The organism is Clostridium sp. SY8519 (assembly GCF_000270305.1).
Classification (GTDB): Bacteria; Bacillota; Clostridia; order Lachnospirales; family Lachnospiraceae; genus SY8519.
This window is the reverse complement of sequence record NC_015737.1, coordinates 1,782,153-1,796,788: the sequence shown is the minus strand read 5'-3', so window position 1 is coordinate 1,796,788 and position 14,636 is coordinate 1,782,153. Positions and strand designations below refer to the sequence as shown.

At 50.6% G+C, this 14,636-nt stretch carries 13 protein-coding genes; 1 reads left to right on the top strand and 12 read right to left on the bottom strand.

What is annotated here, in order from left to right:
* Window positions 1-348: 348 nt before the first annotated feature.
* The 3 genes from CXIVA_RS08415 to CXIVA_RS08405 form a co-directional block, all read right to left on the bottom strand.
* Window positions 349-1,170: an FxLYD domain-containing protein gene (locus tag CXIVA_RS08415; RefSeq protein WP_013977589.1), complete on the bottom strand. Its 822-nt coding sequence runs from the start codon at window positions 1,168-1,170 to the stop codon at window positions 349-351.
* A 137-nt stretch (window positions 1,171-1,307) separates the two neighbouring features.
* Window positions 1,308-2,372, bottom strand: a complete 1,065-nt coding sequence (gene hisC / locus CXIVA_RS08410; RefSeq protein WP_013977588.1) for a histidinol-phosphate transaminase — start codon at window positions 2,370-2,372, stop codon at window positions 1,308-1,310.
* Between the two features lie 98 nt (window positions 2,373-2,470).
* On the bottom strand, window positions 2,471-3,904 hold the full coding sequence (locus CXIVA_RS08405) for a L,D-transpeptidase family protein (RefSeq protein WP_013977587.1): 1,434 nt from the start codon (window positions 3,902-3,904) through the stop codon (window positions 2,471-2,473).
* A 229-nt stretch (window positions 3,905-4,133) separates the two neighbouring features.
* Between CXIVA_RS08405 and CXIVA_RS08400 the strand changes: the two genes are divergently transcribed.
* Window positions 4,134-4,817, top strand: a complete 684-nt coding sequence (locus CXIVA_RS08400) for a phosphatase PAP2 family protein (RefSeq protein WP_013977586.1) — start codon at window positions 4,134-4,136, stop codon at window positions 4,815-4,817.
* Between the two features lie 169 nt (window positions 4,818-4,986).
* Here CXIVA_RS08400 and CXIVA_RS08395 read toward each other — a convergent pair whose 3' ends face one another.
* The 9 genes from CXIVA_RS08395 to CXIVA_RS08350 form a co-directional block, all read right to left on the bottom strand.
* Complete coding sequence (locus CXIVA_RS08395; protein ID WP_013977585.1) at window positions 4,987-5,838, bottom strand: Mrp/NBP35 family ATP-binding protein; 852 nt, start codon at window positions 5,836-5,838, stop codon at window positions 4,987-4,989.
* Between the two features lie 11 nt (window positions 5,839-5,849).
* Window positions 5,850-6,929, bottom strand: a complete 1,080-nt coding sequence (gene mtnA / locus CXIVA_RS08390; RefSeq protein WP_013977584.1) for an S-methyl-5-thioribose-1-phosphate isomerase — start codon at window positions 6,927-6,929, stop codon at window positions 5,850-5,852.
* Window positions 6,930-6,994: 65 nt separating this feature from the next.
* Window positions 6,995-8,038: a branched-chain amino acid aminotransferase gene (locus CXIVA_RS08385; protein ID WP_083834996.1), complete on the bottom strand. Its 1,044-nt coding sequence runs from the start codon at window positions 8,036-8,038 to the stop codon at window positions 6,995-6,997.
* Window positions 8,039-8,088: 50 nt separating this feature from the next.
* Window positions 8,089-8,586, bottom strand: a complete 498-nt coding sequence (ilvN, locus tag CXIVA_RS08380; protein ID WP_041728821.1) for an acetolactate synthase small subunit — start codon at window positions 8,584-8,586, stop codon at window positions 8,089-8,091.
* A 25-nt stretch (window positions 8,587-8,611) separates the two neighbouring features.
* A complete protein-coding gene (ilvB, locus tag CXIVA_RS08375; protein ID WP_013977581.1) occupies window positions 8,612-10,345 on the bottom strand; it encodes a biosynthetic-type acetolactate synthase large subunit in 1,734 nt (577 codons plus the stop codon).
* Window positions 10,346-10,448: 103 nt separating this feature from the next.
* Window positions 10,449-11,399 (bottom strand): AEC family transporter, encoded by a 951-nt coding sequence (locus tag CXIVA_RS08370; RefSeq protein ID WP_013977580.1) that lies wholly within the window; start codon window positions 11,397-11,399, stop codon window positions 10,449-10,451.
* Window positions 11,392-11,904 carry a dihydrofolate reductase gene (locus tag CXIVA_RS08365; RefSeq protein WP_013977579.1) on the bottom strand — a complete coding sequence of 171 codons (513 nt, stop codon included), beginning with the start codon at window positions 11,902-11,904 and terminating at the stop codon, window positions 11,392-11,394. The genes CXIVA_RS08370 and CXIVA_RS08365 overlap by 8 nt, the downstream gene beginning before the upstream one ends.
* Before the next feature lie 12 nt (window positions 11,905-11,916).
* Complete coding sequence (gene thyA / locus CXIVA_RS08360; protein ID WP_013977578.1) at window positions 11,917-12,765, bottom strand: thymidylate synthase; 849 nt, start codon at window positions 12,763-12,765, stop codon at window positions 11,917-11,919.
* 468 nt (window positions 12,766-13,233) lie between these two features.
* On the bottom strand, window positions 13,234-14,616 hold the full coding sequence (locus CXIVA_RS08350) for an MATE family efflux transporter (RefSeq protein ID WP_041727776.1): 1,383 nt from the start codon (window positions 14,614-14,616) through the stop codon (window positions 13,234-13,236).
* Between the last annotated feature and the right edge of the window lie 20 nt (window positions 14,617-14,636).

Genomic DNA, 14,636 nt, shown 5'->3' with positions numbered 1-14,636 from the left:
ATTCTTTTCATTGTATAGCAAAATATACACATAACCAGAATTATATAATTGCGTTTTTAAGTACAAAATATCTTCCAGTTTTTATCGTATTTTTATATCAATGCAATGTATTATACTCCATACTTATAAAAACACTCCCATTACATAACACCGCCCTGTTCCATGCATATAATTCTTGCATAAAACAGGGCAACTGTATGGTACATTTTTCATTTAACGGCTCCTTTATCAAGACCTTCACAAAATCCTTAAATTACAAAGCGGAAGGTTTCGCCAAAGAAGCTTTACTTGCCAAGCACCTCCTCGATGACCTGGCACACTCAAAAACATCTCTAATACATACCGATATTATGACCATTCCGCATACTCTAATGAAATCGTTTTAAACTTCTTGTCAGTAGTAAACTCAAATCTTGTTTTTGTGCCTGGTGTCCATTTGCTTGTATTGGGTTCTTGCGTGTCAACAACAACACCATCCTTATCCTTAAGTTTAACCACAATCGAAAAATAATCAAATGTATTAGATGATGTATTTTCCACTACCGCAGCGTATGTTTTCTGTCCATATGATTCGTCTTTCAGTTTAAATTTGGTCTTTTTTAAAATACCGCTTGCAAATACTGACGTTTCTCCTTCACTTAACATGGACTTAAATATCGTTTGATACTTATCCGATATTTTTAATGGCTTAATCTTATTAATTTTATATAATGCAGCAACTCGAAATTGATATATTCCATTATTATACTTCATGGACCAGCTATCACTTCCATAAGTATCCTCTATTTCTCTTGTCTTTTTGATTGTGTCAATGTATTCCTTAGCATATTCCCCAAGTTTCTGATTCTCAAAAGTTGCATTTTCGTATTTAATCAATGGATCATATTCAGCTGAAACACACTTTTTAAAATTTGCAGCCTGCTCTGAAACTGGTGCATCCTCTTTGATTGCTTCACTTAGATTCCATCGATTTTCTAACCCCTTTTCAAGCGATTTCATGAAAGAATCATCTGCATACTTATCTTTTTCTTTAGTCGCTGAAGTGGAGCTCGCATTCACAGATGAAGATGAACTGCTAATTTCAGTTTTATTGCTACTACCACAAGCACTAATGCATCCAATACACAGGAATACTCCAGCCAAAACTAATATTTGTTTCCTCTTTTTCATTAACTTTCCCCCTCATATCAATATACTCCGATTATAGCATTATTTTTTTGAAATTACGAGAAAATAATATTAGTAACCTGGCGTAGATTCTTTTTCAATCAAAAAGAGCTGCCCCCACGGACAGCTCACAAAATCTTTCAGACCCGCTCTGCCAGGTACTCCGTCAGTACCCGCAGCATCTCGTTCATCTGCGCGTCGGTTCCTATGGTAATCCGCAGATAGTTGTCGATTCTCGGTTTCGGGAAATAGCGCACGATAATCCGATGCGCGCGAAGCATGTCAAATAATTCTTTGGCAGGCACCGTATTGTGCATGGCAAAGATAAAGTTGCTTCTGGAATCCGGGAAGGAAAAGCCCAGTTCTGCCAGGCGCTGTTTTGTGCGTTCCCGGGTCGCGCAGATCTTCTCCCGGGTCTTGTTGAAATACCCCCGGTCCTTCAGGGATGCCACACCGGCTCTGAGGGCGGTCTGGTTCATGGTATAGGAATTGAAGGAGAATTTGACATCATTCAGATACCGGATCAGCCCCTCGTCTCCGAAGGCAAATCCGATTCGCATGCCTGCCAGGGAGCGGGACTTGGAAAAGGTCTGCACGACCAGGAGGTTGTCATACTTGTGAATCAGCGGCAGCGCGGACCGGGCGCCGAAATCCACGTATGCTTCATCAATGATCACAACGGAATCCGGGTTGGATGCCACGATTTCTTCTATCATTTCCAGCGATTCTTCCACGCCGGTAGGCGCATTGGGGTTGGGGAAGATGATTCCGCCGTTCGGTCTGCAGTAATCCTCCTTCCGGATCCGAAAGGCCTCATCCAGTGGCTGGGTCTCATAGGGAATCCGGAATACATCCGCCCATACGTCATAAAACGAATAGGTGATATCCGGAAAGAGAATCGGACGGTCGCTGTTAAAAAAAGTCAGGAATGACATTGCGATCACATCATCCGATCCCACTCCGACAAACACCTGGGAGGGCTCCACCCCGTATTCTTCCGCGATCGCGTCTGTCAGCACCTGGGCGGACGGGTCCGGATACCGCCGCAGGCTGTCTTCTGACGTGCCGCGAATCGCATCCAGTACGCCCGGCGCCGGAGCGTACGGGTTTTCATTGGTATTTAATTTGATGATGTCCGCAATCTTCGGCTGTTCCCCCGGTGTATACGGAATCACTTTTCTGACATTCTGTTCCCAAGCCTTCATTATCTACTCTCCGTTTACTTTATTTCCTGCCATCTGCAGGCTGTCATTTCTGTCCTGCCGCCTGCAGGCGCTGGTCTCTGTCCGGTCTTCCGGCAGCCTCAGGCATGCACAATCACCGGGCAGTCTTTCTTTATCGTGGAATACAGTTTGGCTGCGGCCCATTTCGGCATGTTGACGCATCCGTGGGAACCGTCCCCCTGATAAATGCTGCCGCCGAAGGAGCTTCTCCACCGTGCGTCATGGAAGCCTACGTTGGCGTCAAAAGGCATCCAGTAATCCACCGGACTGGAGTAATTTTCTCCTACCAGGGTCCCGTTGCGCTGCTTGTACATCACACTGAATACACCCTGAGGCGTGCCGCGTCCCTTGGTAACGTCGCCGGTTACCACATCGGACGACATCACCTGGCTGCCGTTTACAAAATAGTACATTCTCTGATTTGCGATATCCACTTCCGCGTAAGTCGTGCCATAATCCGGCGACTTGTGGCTCACCGCCGTCTGCTTCCAGTTCGGTTTTCTGGAAACATCTTTGCCGGCCTTTACTTCCTTAAGTAACGCGTCTGCCTCCGCGCTCTGATCCAGCATCCATCCGTAGGGGCCTCCGGCCGTAGTGATGGTACGGCCGTCCGCAGTCCTGAACTTGCGGTAGGAATAAGCCGTGTTGTATTTTTTCGCGAATGCCTTGACAAAGGCATTGATTTTGCTGCTGCTGACCGACACATTCATGTCTTTGTCTATTTTCAGCCAGGAGCGGATCCTGGTTCCGTCACAGACCACCGGATCAGCATCTCCCATGTCATAAGTCACGGTCATATCCGTCATCTTCTGTACAGTATCCAGAGCTGCTTTGACTTCTTTGGAATCTTTTGTATATTCCGGATCCTGATAAACTCCTGCCTTCGACAAGTTCAGTGTGTCCTCCAAGGATCCAACCGCCTTGCTCACTGCCTTCTGCAGACTGTCGGTATCCAGCTCGGTTCCGTATACCGCATCTACAATGGTGAATTTTCCGTTGGTCTGTTTGGCGGAAATCGTCGCGTTTCTGGATTTGGTCATATTGCCGCTGTCTGCGCAGTCCAGTTTCTCCACGGCTGTCTCCAGCTCGTCTTCGTCATATTCTGCCAGATCCGTCAATGTGATGTCTTTCTGTTTCCAGGCAGTCACAATCCAGGTGAACCCCTTCTGCTGCCGGACCGCGTCAGATACTTTGTTTCCGAAATCCGCCTTGACGCCTACCTCAGATCCCCGGATCTTCTCTGTCTTGCCGCCGCGTTCCTGAATGGTCAGTGTATAATCGGAAATCTCCCTGGCAAGCTTTTTTTCCGTGCCTGCTGCTGTCTCAAAGGAAACCTTATGTCCGTTTACCCTGGTATTCGGCATGAAATGCCGGTTGAAATAAATGCTGCCCCCAAAATACACAACAGCAGCAATCAGAATGACAATCAAAATCCATACATTTTTTCTGCCGCGGCCACCGCCGTACCTTCTCCCCCCGAATCGGTCAAAATCAATAATGTCTACATCTTTCATAAACTCCTCCACTCCAATCGGCGGCTCTGCCCGTCGACTGCTGCCTGTCAAGCAGCCTGTTTCCTGCGACGTTTTATTGCATAGGTTGTATTATAGCATAGATTATCCAAAACTTTATTACAGTTTTTTAACATTCCTGCTACCGAACCTTGTCATTTTGCATAGCTGTACATCAGAAAGCACCTGTGTTATAATCGCATTTTGGGATAGTTTAAAGAGGATTAGAATCATGCCAAAAGTAAAAGAATTCTTAAAAAACCACAAGCAGTTTCTCCTGGGCCTTTATATCTTTATCTACGCGCCCTGGTTCGCATATCTGGAATCTGCCATTACCACCAATTATCATGTCATCCACACCGCGCTGGATGACCGGATCCCATTCTGTGAATACTTCGTTCTCCCCTATTATGCCTGGTTCGGCTATGTGGGTGTCATCGCGGTATTCATTGCCATCAAAGATGGACCCACCTGCTGGAAAATGGGAATGTATCTTCTGACTGGAATGACAATTTTCCTTATTATATCCAGTCTGTATCCGAACGGTCTCAATCTCCGGCCCCAAGTCTTCCCACGGGAGAATTTCTGCACAGCGCTGGTACAGGCCATGTACCGTACCGACACGCCTACGAATGTACTGCCCAGCCTGCATGTATATAACGCAATCGGCATGCATATCACCCTGTGTGTCAGTCCGCTGCTGAAGAACCGCCGGAAGATCAAAGCCGGATCCTTGGTGCTGATGCTCCTTATTGTTCTTTCCACCATGTTCATCAAACAGCACTCCGTGATTGACGTGGCCGCCGCCTGCCTGATGGCTGCCATCATGTACGGCGTATCCTTTATCATTCTTCCCCGGGCAGTCCGTTCTTACAAAGCAAAAGAAAAATCTGTCAAAACCGGCATGCAAATCTGAGCATTCTGCTCGTTTCCTGCAGTACCCCATTTTAACTGTTCTGCTCCGTTTCCGGCAGCATCCAGAAAAACCCCGCTTTTCCAGACCCCTGGAAATGATAAGTCCCCTCTTTACCGGACACCCGGTAAGGAGGGGACTTATGAAAAGCGGGGTTTTTCCCGTTATTCTTTTATTCCTTTTCCAGTGCGTCTGCCGCCTGCGCCAGATAGGGGTTTTCTACCTGATCGAACTGACCGGCATCCGCCTTCTCCGCATAGGAAGGTTCGATGGGCAGCTTCGCCAGCACTGGCACATGGATCTCGGCAGCGGCTTCCTCCACATGGCTTTCACCGAAGACCCGGATCTGCTTCCCGCAGTCCGGGCATTTCAGCCAGCTGAAGTTCTCCACGATGCCCAGAACCGGAACATTCATCATCTGTGCCATATGGTAGGCCTTTTTCACAATCATGCCCACCAGTTCCTGCGGGGAGGTGACGATGACAATGCCGTCAACCGGCAGGGACTGAAAGACCGTCAGCGGAACGTCGCCGGTACCCGGCGGCATATCCACAAACAGGTAGTCCAGATCGCCCCAGACCACATCGGACCAGAACTGCTTGACGGTGCCCGAGATCACCGGACCGCGCCAGACCACCGGCGCTTCCTCATCCTCCAGCAGCAGGTTCACAGACATGACACGGATGCCGTCTGCGGTTTCTGCCGGGAAGATACCCATGTCGCTTCCGGTGGCCGGTCCGTGCAGGCCGTACATTTTCGGGATGGAAGGACCTGTAATATCCGCGTCCAGGATACCCACCGCATAGCCCTTTTTCCGCATGGCGGATGCCAGAGAAGCGGTGACAAAGGATTTGCCCACGCCGCCTTTGCCGCTGACTACCGCGATGACTTTCTTTACGGAAGAGTATGCATTCAGCTGTTCCAGCAGGCTCTCCGGCGCTGCCCCTGCCGCGCTGGGACAGCCTTCACAGCTTTCTTTCGAGCAGGAAGACGCGCCTGCGCATGTCGTTTCTTTTTCTGCCATAACAGATTCCTCTACTTTCTGTTTTTTTCGCACATCTCCCGCAGCGATTCGCTGTAAGGAGGTCTGGCGATTCCGTTTTCTGTTACAATCCCGGCGATCAGACTGTGATCGGTCACATCAAAGGCCGGATTGTATACTTTAATTCCCTCGGGTGCCATGCGCGTCCGGTACCACATCTCCGTGACTTCCTCCGGCCTGCGCTCTTCGATCCTGATTTCCGCGCCTGTGGGCGTATCCAGATCAATGGTGGATGTAGGCGCCGCGATGTATACCGGCACCCCATACTGTCTGGCCACAGCAGCCACCACAGATGTGCCGATTTTATTGGCGGTGTCCCCATTGGCCGCCACCCGGTCACATCCCACAAATACCGCGTCTACCAGGCCTTTCTGCATCACAGAAGCGGACATGTTGTCGCAGATCAGCGTCACATCCACGCCGGAGGCATACAGTTCAAAGGCGGTCAGCCGCGCCCCCTGCAGCAGGGGTCTGGTTTCGTCCGCATATACCCGGAACTGGTAGCCCCGCTCCTGCCCCAGATAAATCGGGGCGGTGGCAGTCCCGTATTTGCTGGTGGCCAGTTTTCCGGCGTTGCAGTGTGTCAGGATCCCGTCGCCGGGTTTTACCAGTGTCAGGCCGTTTTCTCCGATGGCCCGGCACACGCGGATATCCTCTTCCTGAATGGCCCTGGATTCTCTGCGCAGCAGTTCTTTGATTTCCGCCACTGTACGGCTGCTGTTCCGCACTACCACCTGTTCCATCCGATTCAGCGCCCAGGACAGGTTCACTGCCGTGGGGCGGGAGGAATTCAGATAATCCTTCTGTTTCCGGAATTCCCTGCAGAACTGCTCATAGTCATCTGTGGCAATCCGCGCTGCCAGCACATAGATTCCATAGGCGGCCGCCACGCCGATGGCCGGCGCGCCGCGAACCTGAAGCAGATAGATGGCATCCCAGATCTCCTGCGCCGTTTTCAGCGACAGCATCTCTATGCTGCCCGGCAGCTTCGTCTGATCGATAATCACCACTGCCAGATTCTCTTCATCCAGAGATACGGTATCATAATCCATAATGGATTTTATTTCACTCATATTCGGTTCTCCCCCTGTTGTATCCTTTTTCTGCCGGAACCGGACTCCGGATTCCCGTCATCGGATCAGATCTCTACGACCCAGCCTTCCGGTCCTTCGATGACGCCTTCCTGGATATCAATCAGTGTCTGGCGCAGTTTGCTGCAGACCGGACCCATCTCTTCCATGCCGCTTGGGAAGCAGATTTCCCTGCCGTGGTCGTTGATTTTTCCTACCGGGGAAATTACCGCTGCGGTGCCGCACAGACCGCACTCCGCAAACTCTTCCACTTCCGCAAAAGGCACGGTTCTCTGCTCCACTTTCATTCCCAGGATATGCTCCGCGATATAAGTCAGAGAACGTCTGGTAATCGAAGGAAGGATACTGTCGGATTTCGGGGTGACAATTGTGCCGTCTTTTTTGACAAAGAGGAAGTTCGCGCCGCCGGTTTCCTCCACATTGGTGCGTGTGGCGCTGTCCAGATACATATTTTCGGCAAAGCCCTCCTCATGGGCTGTCACAATGGGATACAGGCTCATGGCATAGTTCAGTCCCGCCTTGATGTGGCCAGTCCCGTGCGGTGCCGCGCGGTCATAGTCCGACACTTTGATGGTCAGCGGTTTTACCCCGCCTTTGAAATAGGGGCCGACCGGTGTGGTAAATACACGGAACTGATACTCCTCTGCCGGCTTCACACCGATGACCGGGCTGATGCCGAACATATACGGCCGGATATACAGGGTCGCACCCGTACCGTAGGGCGGCACGAATTCCTCGTTGGCTTTTACCACTTCGCGGACTGCTTCCCGAAACTGTCCTTCCGGAAGCGGCGGCATCTCCAGTCTGACCGCAGAATCATGGAGCCGTTTCTCATTCAGGTCCGGGCGGAATACCACGGTTCTGTGATCCACGGTTTCATATGCTTTCAGGCCTTCAAAACAGGTCTGTGCATACTGCAGGACACCGGCGCATTCGCTCATGACAATATTCGGATCTGTAATCAGTGCTCCGCCGTCCCATGCGCCGTTTTTATAGTTGGCTACGTAACGGTAATCCGTCTGACGATAGCCAAAGTCCAGATTCTCCCAGTCAATATTCTTTTTTTTCATTATACAGTTACTTCCTTCCATTTCTATCTGCTTCTTCTGTCTGTATATATCCGCAGGCCGCGCCTGAGGCACTATCTGCAGGATGTGCTGATGGATTCAATGGCCACGGATCCGCCTCTGACGATTTCCACTGCCAGGAACCGGTCCTTCAGCAGACGGATCAGCTCGTTGTTGCGGTGCTCCGTCAAAGTGCATTCCATCAGGACACTGTCTTCCCCGATGTCAATGACACGGACCCCGAACACCTGCGCAATGCGGAACACTTCAGCCTTGCCGGCTTCATCCATTTTCTTGACCCGGGCATACATCAGTTCTTTCATGTGGATCGGCGTATCCGTCAGATCCATGACTTTGATGACTTCCACCATACGGTTCAGCTGTTTTTTGATCTGTTCAAACGTAATATCATCGCAGGTGGAACTGATGGTCATCCGTGACACATCCTCATGTTCTGTCGTGCCTACGGTCAGACTTCTTAAATTGTAGGCCTTGCCGGAAAAAAGTCCGGAAACTTTGGCCAGCACACCGACTTCGTTTTCCACATATAACGCGATCCAGCGTTCTTTCATTTCGTTATTCACCACTTCCGCCTCCTTAATTTTCCAGAATCATTTCTGTCATCGGATTGCCGCCTTTGACCATGGGCAGCACGCGGTTCTCTGAAGAAATGATAAATTCAATCACGGTAGGTGCGTCGGTATTTGCCTTTGCCTGCTGCAGGGCCGGAAGAATCTCCTCTTCCTTTGTGACGCGGATGGCATGGGCTTCGTAGGACTCTGCCCATTTCACAAAGTTCGGGTAGTAGTTCTCCGGGCACTGTTTTCCCTCTCCTTTGCAGTCATAAGGACAGTTCTCATCCTTGCGCAGACAGGTCAGGGAGTACCGCTTGCCGTAGAAATAATGCTGCATCTGCTGTACCATGCCCAGATAGTGGTTGTTCAGCAATACCACTACCACCGGGATATGATAAATCATGGCGGTGGCCATTTCCTGCATATTCATCTGGAATCCGCCGTCGCCGGTAATGCAGACCACATCCCGCTCCGGATGGGCCAGTTTGCATCCCAGGGCTGCCGGGAACCCGTATCCCATCACGCCCAATCCGCCGGAAGTGAAAAACTTCGTTTTGTCATCGGTATTGATATACTGCGCGGCAAACATCTGGTGCTGTCCCACATCCGTGACAAAAGTCGTCTCACCGTCAAAGACCTGATTGCAGCCTTCCATGATCATCTGGGGCGTCATTCCCAGATCTCTGCGCATCTCCAGAGGGTGTTCCTTTTCCCAGGCCGCGATCTGCTTCATCCACTCGGTGGTATCTTTTTCGTCAGCCCATTCATTCAGCTGCGCCAGCGCCGCCTTCGCGTCACCCACAATCGGCACGTCCACGGCCACATTTCGGGAAATCGCCGCCGGATCGATATCGATGTGAATGATCTTGGCCTTCGGGGAAAATTCATTCAGGTCTCCGGTAATCCGGTCACTGAAACGGCAGCCGACGGAAAACAGCACATCCGCCCTGCTGACCGCAATATTGGCCGCATACCGGCCGTGCATGCCGCTGTTTCCCACATAATAGGGATGATCCCAGCGCACGGCCCCCTTGCCCATAACGGTAGTAACAATCGGAATGTGGGTCTTTTCGGAAAATTCTTCCAGTTCTTTCTGCGCGCCGGACAGATTGACGCCGCCGCCGGCCAGAATAATCGGACGGGCCGCCACTTTCAGCAGACGATAGGCCCGCTTCAGCTGTCCGATATGGACGCTGGTGTTGGGCTTGTATCCGCGGATATCCACGTGATCCGGATATTCCGACGGGCCGTAGGCCATCTGAATGTTATTCGGAAAATCGATCAGCACCGGTCCCGGTTTGCCGGATGTGGCAATCTGGAAGGCCATTTTGATAATGGTTCCCAGTTTTTCCCGGTCGCGGACGGTTACGCTGTATTTGGTGACGCCGCGGGTCATTCCCACAATATCCACTTCCTGGAAGGAATCGTTGCCGATCAGATTCAGGGGCACCTGGCCGGTAAATACCACCAGGGGGACGCTGTCATAAAACGCGTCGGTAATCGCGGTCACCGTATTGGTTGCGCCGGGGCCGCTGGTTACCAGACAGACGCCCGGTTTGCCGGTCTCCCGCGCGTATCCTTCTGCTTCATGGGCCAGGGCCTGTTCGTGCCGCGGCAGAATGAGGCGGATGTCTTCACCGGTCCGGTGCAGTTCGTCCAAAAGATTCGTCACCATGCCTCCGGGATAGGCGAATAACGTATCCACCCCTTCTTCCCGCAGGGCTTTTACAAATAATTTCTTTCCTGTAATATCCATAGCTGAGTCCTTTCTGCAAAGACGTAAAATCATTTCTGTCCTGTACCGGAATCCGTCACATCCCGGTACGGAACATTTCTCCGGAACCTGTCTGCTGTGATACTTAGATCAGTCCCAGTGTTTTTGCCAGGAAAATCCACGCCGTCAGCGTCACAGACGCAATCAGCGTAGTCGCCACAACGATGCTCGCCGTTAACGTGCCGTCGTTGTACATGTTTTTCGCCATAATATAGCAGCTCGGGGTCGCCGGCGCCGCAAGCATTATGATGATTGCAACCATCTTCTCTCCGCGGAATCCCATGGCTGCGGCAATGGGAACAAATACTGCCGCCTGGAACACCAGCTTGTAGAGAGAAGCGCCTATGGTAGGCTTGATTTTCTTTAAAGCTTTCCGCCCTTCAAAGCCTGCTCCCAACGCAATCAGTGCCAGCGGGGTCGCCGTCTTGGCCACTGTCGCGATTGTGGAGTTCACCAGCTGGGGCAACGGATTATTGATCAGTCCGAAGACAATTCCCAAAACTACACCGATAATGATTGGATTCTTCAGTATATTCAGGAATGTCTGACGGATCCTGCCATCGCCTTCTTTGAAATTCGGGTCATCGCCCTCAATGGTCAGAACAATTACCGAATAAATATTATACAATGGTACCGCGCCGACAATCATCAGCGCGCCCATTGCAGAAGCACCGTATATATTCTGTATAAACGCCAGTCCCATGACTGCCGCGCTGCTGCGGAAGGAGGCCTGGGTGAAAGCGCCGATGCTGTGTTTATCTTTTACAAATAGTTTGCCCAGAATCCAGGCTCCGAAGAACCCGGCCGAAGTGGCAACAGCGCAGAACAGGACGAATCTGGCGTCAAATTCTGCCCGTATGTTGACATTGGACAGGTCGTGAAATACCAGAAACGGCAGCGTGACCTTGAAATTCAGTTTATTGCATACGGTTACAAAGTTATCATTAAGCATTCCGATCCGGCGGAGGAAGTACCCCAGGACCATAACCAAAAAGATCGGAAAGGTAGTATTGATACTGAACAGAAAATTACTCATGACTGCCTGCTTCTTTTTCTTTCCTCTTATAAGTGCAGAAATGATAGATCAGATCAAAATAGATCTGCTCCTCGCTGACTGCTGTCACTTCCCAGTCCGGATCCGCGTCCAGGTCCGGGAACCAGGCATCCGCGTCATAGGCGTAGTCAATCCGTGTGACATAGGCGGTATCGCAGCGGTCCTTCAACTGACGGTAAACGCTTTCGCCTCCGATGATATAGATGCTGTCCGAATCATACCCTGCCAGCACCCGGTCCAGCTCTTCCAGGGAATGCACTACAATGACACCTTCTCTGGAAAAATTCTGCTGTGCGGTAAGTACGATATTGACCCGCCGGGGAAGCGGCCGGCCGCCGGGAAAACTGTCCAGCGTCCTGCGTCCCATAACAACCACGCCGTTCATGGTGGTGCTGCGGAAAAATTTCATGTCTTCCGGAATCGAAACCAGCAGCTGGTTATTTTTGCCGATTCCCCAGTTTTTGTCTGCTGCTGCAATTAATTTCATCTGGTTCTCCTGTCAGATCGCCACCGGAATATCCGTAATCTGCGGTCCGGTTACATAGTCGATCAGTTTTACATCATCTCTGGTAAAATCATAGAAATCCCTGACTTCCGGATTCAGCCAGAATTTCGGCGCCGGGTGCTCTTCTCTGGAAATCAGCTCCCGGATTAACGGCACATGCCGGTCGTAAATATGCGCGTCTGCAATCACATGGACAAATTCTCCCACCTGCATGTCACAGACCTGAGCCAGCATATGCAGCAGTACCGCGTACTGGCATACATTCCAGTTGTTCGCTGCCAGCACATCCTGGGAGCGCTGATTTAAGATGCCGTTCAGCACCAGGCGGTCCGTATCCGGCCGCCGGGTCACATTAAAGGTCATGCTGTAGGCACAGGGATACAGATTCATCTCGTGCAGATCCTGATGCACGTAGAGATTTGTCATGATTCTGCGGCTGTACGGATTGTGCTTCAGATCATAAATCACCCGGTCCACCTGGTCAAACATGCCTTCCTTATACTGATGCTTCACTCCCATCTGATAGCCGTAGGCCTTTCCGATGGATCCGTCGGCATCTGCCCAGGAATCCCAGATGTGGCTGTGCAGGTCGTGGATATTGTTTGACTTCTGCTGCCAGATCCAGAGCAGTTCGTCGGTGGCGCTCTTGATGGCTGTCCGCCGCAGCGTCAGGGCCGGAAATTCTTTTGACAGATCATATCGGTTGACCACGCAGAACTGTTTGATGGTATACGCGCTGGTACCGTCTGCCCAATGCGGACGCACTTTCTCACCCTCGGTGCTGGTGCCGTGTTCCAGAATATCCGTACACATCGCTTTAAATACTTTGTCTGCGTAGCTCATACGCGTCCTCCCTGTCCTGCGGGCACCCGCAGATCCGTGTTCTCACTGTTTCTGTCATTCATCTTGATGAAAAATGACGAAAAATCGCCCTTCTTCTTCCATGAATCGAGAAATATTATAGCAAAGATCCCGAATTTCTTAAAGTAGTAACTGTACAGAAATGCGATGGCTTCCGCAGGCAGAATGCTTATCGGCAATAAATAAAAGGGACCATCCTTTCGGATGATCCCTCATTGAGAGCGCGAGACGGGACTCGAATACTCCCTGAGTCCGCAAACCCAGAAAGGAAGCGGGTTTCCGAAGCACCAACCCTTAGGGCATTCAACAGGGCATTCAAAATCGAACACTTATTTCGCATGCCCATATTGACGCTATCATGGAATTAACAACCTCATCATAATAATCGGTACTCTGTCTGCAATGAGCATCCTCCTTTCTCTTTCACTGATACCAGTATACTATAAACAATCAGCAAGTCTTCGCCATTGTTAATTTTTTCAATGCTTTTCTTACCATAAGCAGAGAAACGACGATGATGATCGCATCAGAGATTGCACCCGCAAGCATGATCCCATCCATTCCGAGCAGCATCGGAAGAAGCAAAACCAATGGAATAAACGTGAAAATATGCTTGATCACGGGAATCATTGCTGCCGGCACCGGCTTCCCGACTGCCGTAAAGAACCCGGATATCAGCTGCGGTAACGCATTCAGGATCGTAAACATCAGATAGATCCTAAAGAATCGGACACCAAATGCAAAGAATGCTTCTGACTCCGCGCCAAACATCGACAGGATCCCTTTCGGAAACAGCATAAATGCTGCAAAGAATATAACACCTGTTATGATCACAGCAATCGATGCACGTCTGAAGCACTCCCGTACCCTGTCATATTTTTTTGCTCCGTAATTAAAGCCGAAGATCGGCTGACAGCCCTGATGGACGCCGATCCCGATCCCACGGAAGACCTGATCGATCTTGACGATGATGCCGACACACGCAAGCGGAATCTCAACGCCATAGACAGATGATGGTCCGATCGCACGAATCACATTGTTCATGACGATCTGGCTTAATGCGATGGACAGATTAAAGATCGCACCGCCGATCCCCAGTACAAAAATCCGTCTAAAAAAGAAGCCACCGGGCACAAGATGCTGCTTCCTGATCTTCATGGAGGACAACTTCGCGAAATAAATAACCGCAATAACTGCCGTTACAATTTGTCCGAGGATCGTGGCAAGCGCTGCGCCTTTCATTTCCCAGTGAAAACCGAAGATAAAGATTGGATCTAACACCAGATTGATCACTGCACCGATGATCCCGCAAAACATGGAAAATGCAGGGCTTCTGTCAGCACGGATCAGATGTGTCGCGCCAAAACCAAGGAAATAAAACGGCAACCCGTACGCAATGATCCTGGCATAATCCACCGCATAAGGCATGACCTGGTCTGTCGCGCCAAATACAAACAACAGCGGCCTTAAGAAAATGAGGATTCCGGCCAGCATGGCAACACCTAAGATCACCATCATCGACAATGCGTTGCCGGCAAATTTCAGCCCCTCTTCTTCCTCGCCCTTGCCGGAACAGATATTATAATTCGCTGAGCCGCCGATTCCTGCAAGCAAAGCGAGAGACAGGCAGATCGTCGGGATCGGGAAGGCCACATTCGTCGCCGCATTTCCCAACACACCGACACCCCAGCCGATGAAGATCTGGTCTACTATATTATAGAGTGCGCTGACAATCATGCTGATCACTGCCGGAATGGCAAATTTAGGCAATAGCTTTGCGATCGGCAGCGTCCCTAACGGATTCCCCATTGCTTTTACTGTCTGTTCTCTCATGGTACTGTTTCCTTTGATCA

Bases quoted from the DNA above. Each gene is read 5' to 3' on its own strand.
- thyA (WP_013977578.1), bottom strand. From the start codon at position 12,765: ATGAGCTACGCAGACAAAGTATTTAAAGCGATGTGTACGGATATTCTG.
- CXIVA_RS08405 (WP_013977587.1), bottom strand. From the start codon at position 3,904: ATGAAAGATGTAGACATTATTGATTTTGACCGATTCGGGGGGAGAAGG.
- CXIVA_RS08365 (WP_013977579.1), bottom strand. From the start codon at position 11,904: ATGAAATTAATTGCAGCAGCAGACAAAAACTGGGGAATCGGCAAAAAT.
- CXIVA_RS08395 (WP_013977585.1), bottom strand. From the start codon at position 5,838: ATGGCAGAAAAAGAAACGACATGCGCAGGCGCGTCTTCCTGCTCGAAA.
- mtnA (WP_013977584.1), bottom strand. From the start codon at position 6,929: ATGAGTGAAATAAAATCCATTATGGATTATGATACCGTATCTCTGGAT.
- CXIVA_RS08415 (WP_013977589.1), bottom strand. From the start codon at position 1,170: ATGAAAAAGAGGAAACAAATATTAGTTTTGGCTGGAGTATTCCTGTGT.
- ilvN (WP_041728821.1), bottom strand. From the start codon at position 8,586: ATGAAAGAACGCTGGATCGCGTTATATGTGGAAAACGAAGTCGGTGTG.
- CXIVA_RS08350 (WP_041727776.1), bottom strand. From the start codon at position 14,616: ATGAGAGAACAGACAGTAAAAGCAATGGGGAATCCGTTAGGGACGCTG.
- CXIVA_RS08400 (WP_013977586.1), top strand. From the start codon at position 4,134: ATGCCAAAAGTAAAAGAATTCTTAAAAAACCACAAGCAGTTTCTCCTG.
- CXIVA_RS08385 (WP_083834996.1), bottom strand. From the start codon at position 8,038: ATGGAAGGAAGTAACTGTATAATGAAAAAAAAGAATATTGACTGGGAG.
- ilvB (WP_013977581.1), bottom strand. From the start codon at position 10,345: ATGGATATTACAGGAAAGAAATTATTTGTAAAAGCCCTGCGGGAAGAA.
- hisC (WP_013977588.1), bottom strand. From the start codon at position 2,372: ATGAAGGCTTGGGAACAGAATGTCAGAAAAGTGATTCCGTATACACCG.
- CXIVA_RS08370 (WP_013977580.1), bottom strand. From the start codon at position 11,399: ATGAGTAATTTTCTGTTCAGTATCAATACTACCTTTCCGATCTTTTTG.